A 9,177-nucleotide genomic window follows, 5' to 3' on the forward strand; every position below is an offset into this window, starting at 1 on the left:
GCTGCCGCCGCGCCCCCGGGCTGGCATCGGCTCGCCCAGTCTGCTGCGCGACGCCGTCCGGCACCCGCGCGAGTACCCGCTGCTGACCATGGTCTCGGCGATCGCGCCGCACGGCCGCGGCTCGCTGGCGCCGGTCGGTGAGCTGGTGCGCGGCCTGTTCGGCACCGGCGAACCGCCCGGTGAAGGTGAACCGCCCGGCACCGGCGGGCTGCCGGGGCCCCGCGACGGGGGACCGCCGCTGCGCGTGGTGGCCGTGGACTACCGCAGCGGCCGCCGGGTGGTCTTCGGCGACCCGGGTGCCCCGGCCGTCCCGGTGCCCGAGGCCGTGATGGCCTCCTGCGCGATCCCCGGCTGGTTCGCGCCGGTGCGGCTGGACGGCTCGGCGTACGTGGACGGCGGCTGCTGGTCCGCCACCAACGCCGACCTGATGCTCGGCCGGGGGCTGGACGAGGTGTACGTGATCGCCCCGATGGCCCTGCGGCTGGACCCCCGGCAGGGGCGGGCCGGGGAGCAGGGGCGGCTCGGGAGCGGCCGCGACGCCCTGGTCGCCCTGCGCGAGTGGCGCGCCCGGGACCGCCCGCGCGGCGTGCTCGCCCAGCTGGTCAGCCGCTACCGCCACGCCGTCACCCGGCAGCTGCTGCGCGAGGCCGCGCTGCTGCGGGCCGAGGGCGTCCGGGTGCGGCTGCTCGCGCCGACCCTGGCGGACCTCGCGGTGATGGGCCCGAACATGATGGACCCGGCCCGCCGCGGCGCCGTCCTGGAGAGCGCGCTGCGCACCAGCCGGGAGGCCCTGCGGGCCCAGCGGTGAGCGCCCGCCCCGGGGCGGAGGTGATCACGGGCGGCCCGGCGGCGCTTATTCTTGGGGCGCTGGAGAATCTGTGCCGCTGGACGAACCCCGCTGGACGAACCGGAGAGTGCCACCGATGCGCGTGTACGTGCCCACCACCCTGACCGGCCTGGCGGCGGCGCACGAGGGCGGCTCCCTGGAGCAGTCCGCCGCGTACGCCGTGACGCCCGCGCTGCGCGAGTGGTACGTCAGCGACGACCTGGAGGAACTGGAGTACGCGGCGCTGAACCGGGCCGCGCAGTCCTCCCTGCGGCTGCTGGCGGGCGACCCGCAGGCCCCGCGCCGCCGGGTGGTGGTGGCGCTGGACGTGGCCGACGCGTCGGTGCGGCCCTTCCCGGGCGACGAGTACCAGGACCAGGCCTCGCTCGGCCGGGTGGTGCTGGCAGGCGCGGTGCGGCTGGCCAAGGCGGCCGCGGTGCACGCCGACGTGGCCGACGACGAGGTGGTCACCGACGTCGCGGCGGCGGTGGCGGCGGTGGCCGCGGCCGACGCGGGCGACCAGGACGCCCAGTTCACCGTGGACGGCGCCGAGGACCACGACCTGCTCTGGTACGCGACCCAGGAGATCCCGTCCCTGCTCGCGTGAGTTCCGTCCTACCGGCGTGTCGCCCGTCCGGGTTACCGTTTCACCCCGTGCGCACTCACATCGTCTGGGACTGGAACGGCACGCTCTTCCATGACATGGAAGCCGTGCTCGGGGCGAGCAATGCCGCCTTCGCGACCGTCGGCATCGGGCCGATGACCCTTCAGGAGTACCGCGAGCAGTACGAGATCCCGATCCCGCGGTTCTATCAGCGGCTGCTCGGCCGGATGCCCTCCGCGGAGGAGTGGCTGAGGCTCGACGACGCGTTCCACGACCGCTACCGGGAGCTCAGTCCGTCCTGCGGGCTGACCGAGGGCGTGCGCGAGTTGCTGGACGGCTGGCGGGAGGCCGGGAACAGCCAGTCCCTGCTGTCGATGTACGACCACGCGGAGCTGGTGCCGCTGGTCGACACCTTCGGACTGACCGGCGGTTTCCTGCGGGTGGACGGCCGCAGCGGCCCGTCCGGCGGGCAGAAGGCGGAGCACCTGACCCGGCACCTGGCCGCGCTCGGCGAGCGGGTGGACCCGGCCCGTACGGTGCTGATCGGCGATGCCGCGGACGACGCCCTGGCGGCGCTCGGCGCGGGCGCCCACGCGGTGCTCTACACCGGTGGTTCGCACACCCGGGAGAAGCTGGAGCCGGTCGGCGTCCCGGTGGTGGACAGCCTGGCCGAGGCGGTCGAGCTGGCCGGCCGGATCGCGGGCTGACCCTCGGGCCCGTCCGCCCGCCCGGGCGGACGTGGCGGGCGCCACGTCCGCCATCCGCGTGTCTGAACGGGCGGATCGCGCCCCGGCTGGTCAGGCTGGTGTCACACCCGACCAGCCGCCAGGACGGAGCCGCCATGCCCATCGACGCAGTCACCGAGGTGCCGGTCCCGGTCAACGAGCCGGTGCACGCGTACGCGCCCGGCAGCCCGGAGCGGGACCGGCTGGTCCGGCGGCTGGACGAGCTGGCGGCCGAGCAGGTCCCGCTGCCGATGACCGTCGGGGGCGAGCAGCGCTTCGGCGGCGGTGAGCGGATCGAGGTCGTCCAGCCGCACCACCACGCCGCCAAGCTGGGCGTGCTCGGCAACGCCACCCGGGAGGACGCCCGGGCGGCGGTGGACGCGGCGCTGGCCGCCGGGCGGCAGTGGCGCTCGCTCTCCTTCGACGACCGCGCGGCGGTGTTCCTGCGCGCCGCCGACCTGCTCGCCGGACCCTGGCGGGAGACGCTCAACGCGGCCACCATGCTCGGCCAGTCCAAGACCGCGCAGCAGGCCGAGATCGACTCCGCCTGCGAGCTGATCGACTTCTGGCGGTTCAACGTCCACTTCGCCCGGCAGATCCTGGCCGACCAGCCGATCTCCTCGCCCGGCGTGTGGAACCGCACGGACCACCGTCCGCTGGAAGGTTTCGTCTACGCGATCACCCCGTTCAACTTCACCGCGATCGCCGGCAACCTGCCGACCGCCCCCGCGCTGATGGGCAACACCGTGGTCTGGAAGCCCGCGCCGACCCAGACCCTGGCCGCGTACCACCTGATGCGGCTGCTGGAGGCGGCCGGCCTGCCGCCCGGGGTGATCAACCTGGTCACCGGGGACGGCCTCCAGGTCTCCCCGGTCGCACTGGCCGACCCGGCGTTCGCCGGGCTGCACTTCACCGGCTCCACCGCCACCTTCCGGTCCCTGTGGCAGACCGTCGGCGCCAACATCGGCGGGTACCGCACGTACCCCAGGATCGTCGGCGAGACCGGCGGCAAGGACTTCCTGTTGGCCCACCGCTCGGCCGACCCGGAGATCCTGAGGACCGCGCTGATCCGCGGGGCCTTCGAGTACCAGGGCCAGAAGTGCTCGGCGCTCTCCCGGGCCTACCTGCCGCGCAGCCTCTGGCAGAAGATCAAGGACGACTTCCTGGCCGAGGTGGACGCGCTCGCGGTGGGCGACGTGACCGACCTGTCCAACTTCATGGGCGCCCTGATCGACCGGCGCGCCTTCGAGAAGAACCGGGACGCCATCGAGCGGGCGAAGGCCGATCCGACGATCGAACTGGCGGCCGGCGGGCAGTACGACGACGCGATCGGCTGGTTCGTCCGGCCGACCGTCCTGGTCTCCTCCGACCACCGGGGCGAGATCTTCCGGACCGAGTACTTCGGCCCGATCCTCGCCGTCCACGTCTACGAGGACTCCCGCTGGGACGACGTGCTCCGCCGGGTCGACGGCGGCGCCCCGTACGGGCTGACCGGCTCGGTGATCGCGCAGGATCGTTACGCCATCGCCCAGGCCGTCGAGGAGCTGCGCTTCACCGCGGGGAACTTCTACATCAACGACAAGCCCACCGGAGCCGTCGTCGGCCAGCAGCCCTTCGGCGGCGGCCGGGCCTCCGGCACCAACGACAAGGCGGGCGCCGCGCAGAACCTGCTCCGCTGGACCTCGGCCCGGTCGATCAAGGAGACATTCGTCCCGCCGACGCACCACCGTCACCCGCACATGGGCTGAGAGTGAACACCAGGCTCCGGTTTGGACATGGTGTCCAGGACGGACCCGACATCCTGCGGGTTTGCGCCTACCTGTCCCTGTCCACCTTCGATTGATCCGGTTAGGCTGGCTGGCGTCGTCGGGTGGCTCGCAGGACGAATGAGACGTCCTACCCGCTGGGCGGGCGTTTCATGCGTGCCATGAGCCCCTTTCAGTCGGATGGTGCGGCAGGATTGCGGTGACCCGTCGGTGTACATCCACACACCACCGAGTCACGCAACGGCGCGCGACAGGAGCCAAGAAGTCATGCAGACCAAGCTGGACGCAGCCAAGGCCGAACTGCTCAAGAAGGCAGCCGCAGCCGCTGAGAACAGCCAGGTGGGGGGAGCGGCGCCGGGGGAGGGTCTGAGCAACGGCGCTCTGACCGCGTACCTGCACCACTACTACCTCCACACCGCGCCCGAGGACCTGGTCGACCGCGACCCGGTCGACGTCTACGGCGCGGCCGCCTCCCACTACCGCCTGGGCCTCAAGCGCCCGCAGGGCACCGCCGAGGTGCGGGTCCACACCCCCTCGGTCGAGGAGAACGGCTGGTCCTGCGGCCACACCGTGGTCGAGGTCGTCACCGACGACATGCCCTTCCTGGTCGACTCCGTCACCAACGAGCTGTCCCGCCAGGACCGCGCGATCCACATCGTGATCCACCCCCAGCTGGTCGTCCGCCGTGACATCACCGGCAAGCTGCTGGAGATCCTGGACGTCGACGCCTGCTCCCGCAGCCTGGCCGCCGGCACCGAGTGGCCCGCCGACGCGACGGTCGAGTCGTGGATGCACATCGAGATCGACCGCGAGACCGACCGCGAGGACCTGCGCTCCATCGAGGCCGACCTGCGCCGCGTGCTCGGCGACGTCCGCGAGGTCGTCGAGGACTGGACGAAGATGCGCGAGAGCGCGCTGCGCCTGGCCGACGAGCTGGCCGAGCAGCCCCCGGCCGGCCTGCCCGAGCAGGAGGTCGGCGAGGCCTGGGAGCTGATGCGCTGGCTCGCCGACGACCACTTCACCTTCCTCGGCTACCGCGAGTACGACCTGGTCGAGCACGAGGGCGAGGAGGTCCTCAAGGCCGTCGCCGGGACGGGCCTGGGCATCCTGCGCTCCGACCCGCACAGCCACGACGACGCCCACCACGCGGTCAGCGAGGCCTTCGGCCGCCTCTCCGCGCCGGTGCGCGCCAAGGCCCACGAGAAGAAGCTGCTCGTCCTGACCAAGGCCAACAGCCGTGCCACCGTGCACCGCCCGGCCTACCTGGACTACGTCGGCGTGAAGAAGTTCAACGCCGCCGGCGAGCCGGTCGGCGAGCGCCGCTTCCTCGGCCTGTTCTCCTCCGCCGCCTACACCGAGTCGGTCACCCGCATCCCGGTCGTGCGCCGCAAGGTCCAGGCGGTGCTGGGGGAGTCCGGCTTCTCCAGCGAGAGCCACGACGGCCGCGACCTGCTCCAGATCATGGAGACCTTCCCGCGGGACGAGATCTTCCAGACCCCGGCCTCCGAGCTGCTCTCCATCGCGACGAGCGTGCTCTACCTCCAGGAGCGCCGCAAGCTGCGGCTCTTCCTGCGCCAGGACGAGTACGGGCGCTACTTCTCGGCGTTCATCTACCTGCCGCGCGACCGCTACACCACGCGCATCCGGCTGCTGCTCACCGACATCCTCAAGGAGGAGCTGAACGGCGCCACCATCGACTACACGGTGTACGCCACCGAGTCGGTGCTGACCCGCCTGCACTTCGTGGTCCGGGTCGCCCCGGGCACCGAGCTGCCGCACCTCACCGACTCCGACATCGAGCGGATCGAGAACCGGCTGGCCGAGGCCGCCCGGTTCTGGATGGACGGCTTCCACGACCAGCTGCACCTCGAACTGGGCGAGGAGAAGGCCGCCGAGCTCGGCCACAAGTACGCCAACGCCTTCCCCGACGGCTACCGCGCCGACTTCCCGCCGCGCACCGCCGTCGCCGACATCAAGCAGATCGAGTCGCTGCACGGCGAGGGCGACTTCCGCCTGAACCTGTACCAGCCGGTCGGCGCCGGCCACGACGAGCGCCGCTTCAAGATCTACCGGGTCGGCGGCCCGATCTCGCTCACCGAGGTCCTGCCGGTGCTCCAGCGCCTGGGCGTCGAGGTGCTGGACGAGCACCCGTACGCGCTGCGCCGCTCCGACGGCACCACCGCGTGGGTCTACGACTTCGGCCTGAAGCTGCGCGAGGCCACCGAGCTCACCGACGAGGCCCGCGAGCGCTTCCAGGAGACCTTCGCCGCGACCTGGACCGGCAAGGCCGAGAACGACGGCTTCAACGAGCTGGTGCTGACCGCCGGGCTGACCTGGCGCCAGGCGATGATGCTGCGCACGTACGCCAAGTACCTGCGCCAGGCGGGCTCCACGTTCTCCCAGGACTACATGGAGGACGCGCTCCGCAACAACACCCACACCACCCGGCTGCTGGTCAACCTGTTCGAGGCCCGGCTGAGCCCGAGCCACCGTTCGGGCGCCCTGGAGCTGACCGAGGGCATCCTGGAGGAGCTGGCCGGCGCCCTCGACGAGGTCGTCTCGCTGGACGAGGACCGCATCCTGCGCTCCTTCCTGAACCTCATCAAGGCCACCCTGCGGACCAACTTCTTCCAGCACGCCGTCTCCGGCGAGTGGCACTCCTACGTGTCGATGAAGTTCGACCCGAAGGCCATCCCGGAGCTGCCGGCCCCGCGCCCGGCGTTCGAGATCTGGGTCTACTCGCCGCAGGTCGAGGGCGTCCACCTGCGCTTCGGCAAGGTCGCCCGCGGCGGTCTGCGCTGGTCCGACCGGCGCGAGGACTTCCGCACCGAGATCCTGGGCCTGGTCAAGGCGCAGATGGTCAAGAACACCGTCATCGTCCCGGTCGGCGCCAAGGGCGGCTTCGTCGCCAAGCAGCTGCCGGACCCGGCGGTCGACCGCGATGCCTGGCTGGCCGAGGGCGTCTCCTCGTACAAGACCTTCATCTCGGCGCTGCTCGACATCACCGACAACCTGGTCGGCGGCGAGGTCGTGCACCCGGCCGACGTGGTCCGCCACGACGAGGACGACACCTACCTGGTCGTCGCCGCCGACAAGGGCACCGCGACCTTCTCGGACATCGCCAACGGCGTCGCCGAGTCCTACGGCTTCTGGCTGGGCGACGCGTTCGCCTCCGGCGGCTCGGCCGGCTACGACCACAAGGGCATGGGCATCACCGCCCGCGGCGCCTGGGAGTCGGTCAAGCGCAACTTCCGCGAGCTCGGCGTCGACACCCAGACCGAGGACTTCACCGTCATCGGCATCGGCGACATGTCCGGCGACGTCTTCGGCAACGGCATGCTGCTCAGCTCGCACATCCGCCTGGTCGCCGCCTTCGACCACCGCCACATCTTCCTCGACCCGAACCCGGACGCGGCCGCCTCCTACGCCGAGCGCCGCCGCCTGTTCGAGCTGCCGCGCAGCTCCTGGGACGACTACGACAAGTCGCTGATCTCGGCCGGCGGCGGGGTCTTCCCGCGCAGCGCCAAGTCGATCCAGCTGACCCCGCAGGTCCGCGCGGCCCTCGGTGTCGAGGAGAGCCGCCTGACCCCGGCCGAGCTGATGCGGGCGGTCCTCCAGGCTCCGGTCGACCTGTTCTGGAACGGCGGCATCGGCACCTACGTCAAGGCCTCCACCGAGACCAACGCCGAGGTCGGCGACAAGTCCAACGACGCCATCCGGGTCAACGGCGAGCAGGTCCGGGCCCGGGTCATCGGCGAGGGCGGCAACCTCGGCTGCACCCAGCTCGGCCGCATCGAGTACGCGGCCACCGGCGGTCCGGAGGGCGCCGGCGGCTGGATCGACACCGACGCGATCGACAACTCCGCCGGTGTGGACACCTCGGACCACGAGGTCAACATCAAGATCCTGCTCAACCAGGTCGTCGCCGAGGGCGACATGACGGTCAAGCAGCGCAACACCCTGCTGGCCGAGATGACCGACGAGGTCGGCCACCTGGTGCTGCGCAACAACTACGCGCAGAACGTGGTGCTGGCCAACGCCGTCGCCCAGGCGCACAGCATGGTCAACGTGCACGCCCGGATGATCAACCGCTTCGAGTCGGCCGGCCAGCTGGACCGGACGCTGGAGTTCCTGCCCACCGAGCGCCAGATCCGTGAGCGCCAGCAGAGCGGCCGGGGCCTCTCGCAGCCCGAGATGTCCGTCCTGCTCGCGTACACCAAGATCATCCTGGCCGAGGAGCTGCTGGCCACCGAGCTGCCGGACGACCCGTTCTTCCGCACCGCGCTGCACGAGTACTTCCCGAGCGCGCTGCGGGCGAAGTTCGCCGACGCGATCGACAACCACGCGCTGCGCCGCGAGATCATCACCACGCTGATCGTCAACGACACGATCAACCGCGGTGGCTGCACCTTCGCCTTCCGCCTGAAGGAGGAGACCGGCGCGACCTACGAGGAGATCGCCCGGACGCACACCGCCGCGCGGGCCGTCTTCGACCTGGAGCAGATCTGGGCCGAGATCGAGGACCTGGACAACAAGGTCCCGGCCCGGGTGCAGACCAAGATGCGGCTGCACTCGCGGCGCCTGGTCGAGCGCGCCACCCGGTGGATGCTCAACAACCGCCGCCAGCCGCTCGACATCGCCGGCACCATCGAGTTCTTCCACGACCGGGTCAACCAGGTCTGGGCCTCGCTGCCCAAGCCGCTGCGCGGCGAGGACCTGGCCTGGTTCGAGTCGGTGTACGACGAGCTCGCCGAGGCCGGGGTGCCGGAGGAGCTGGCCACGCGGATCGCCGGCCTCTCCTCGGTCTTCCCGACCCTGGACATCGCCGAGGTCGCGGACCGCTCCGGCAAGGACGTCGCCGAGGTCACCGACCTCTACTACGACCTGGGCGACCGGCTCCAGATCTCGCACCTGCTCGACCGCATCATCGAGCTGCCCCGCACCGACCGCTGGTCGTCGATGGCCCGGGCCGCGATCCGCGAGGAGCTCTTCGCGGCGCACGCGGCGCTGACCGCCGACATCCTGGCCTGCGGTCCCGAGGGCGCCACCCCGGAGGAGCGGTACACCGCCTGGGCCGAGCTCAACGGGACCCTGCTGAAGCGCGCCAAGAGCACCCTCGACGACATAAGGGGTTCGGACAACTACGAGCTGTCCAGCCTCTCGGTCGCGATGCGCGTCATCCGCACCCTGCTGCGCACCGGTTCGATGCGCTGACGGACGGCTGCACCGGAGGGGCCCGCGTCCACGGACGCGGGC

General features: G+C 71.6%; 5 protein-coding genes. All 5 read left to right on the forward strand.

Annotated features, from left to right (window positions below):
- A partial coding sequence (locus ACFU7Y_RS33010; RefSeq protein ID WP_380770579.1) for a patatin-like phospholipase family protein occupies positions 1-808 on the forward strand: 808 nt, incomplete at its 5' end.
- 115 nt (positions 809-923) lie between these two features.
- Positions 924-1,433, forward strand: coding sequence for a DUF6912 family protein (locus ACFU7Y_RS33015; protein ID WP_224282723.1), 510 nt, complete (start codon positions 924-926; stop codon positions 1,431-1,433).
- A gap of 47 nt (positions 1,434-1,480) precedes the next feature.
- Positions 1,481-2,137, forward strand: coding sequence for an HAD family hydrolase (locus ACFU7Y_RS33020; protein ID WP_224282724.1), 657 nt, complete (start codon positions 1,481-1,483; stop codon positions 2,135-2,137).
- A gap of 140 nt (positions 2,138-2,277) precedes the next feature.
- Positions 2,278-3,903 carry an L-glutamate gamma-semialdehyde dehydrogenase gene (gene pruA, locus ACFU7Y_RS33025; protein ID WP_224282726.1) on the forward strand — a complete coding sequence of 542 codons (1,626 nt, stop codon included), beginning with the start codon at positions 2,278-2,280 and terminating at the stop codon, positions 3,901-3,903.
- Between the two features lie 285 nt (positions 3,904-4,188).
- Positions 4,189-9,135: an NAD-glutamate dehydrogenase gene (locus ACFU7Y_RS33030; RefSeq protein WP_224282725.1), complete on the forward strand. Its 4,947-nt coding sequence runs from the start codon at positions 4,189-4,191 to the stop codon at positions 9,133-9,135.
- Positions 9,136-9,177 lie beyond the last annotated feature (42 nt).

This window comes from Kitasatospora sp. NPDC057542 (assembly GCF_042801945.1).
Classification (GTDB): domain Bacteria; phylum Actinomycetota; class Actinomycetes; order Streptomycetales; family Streptomycetaceae; genus Kitasatospora.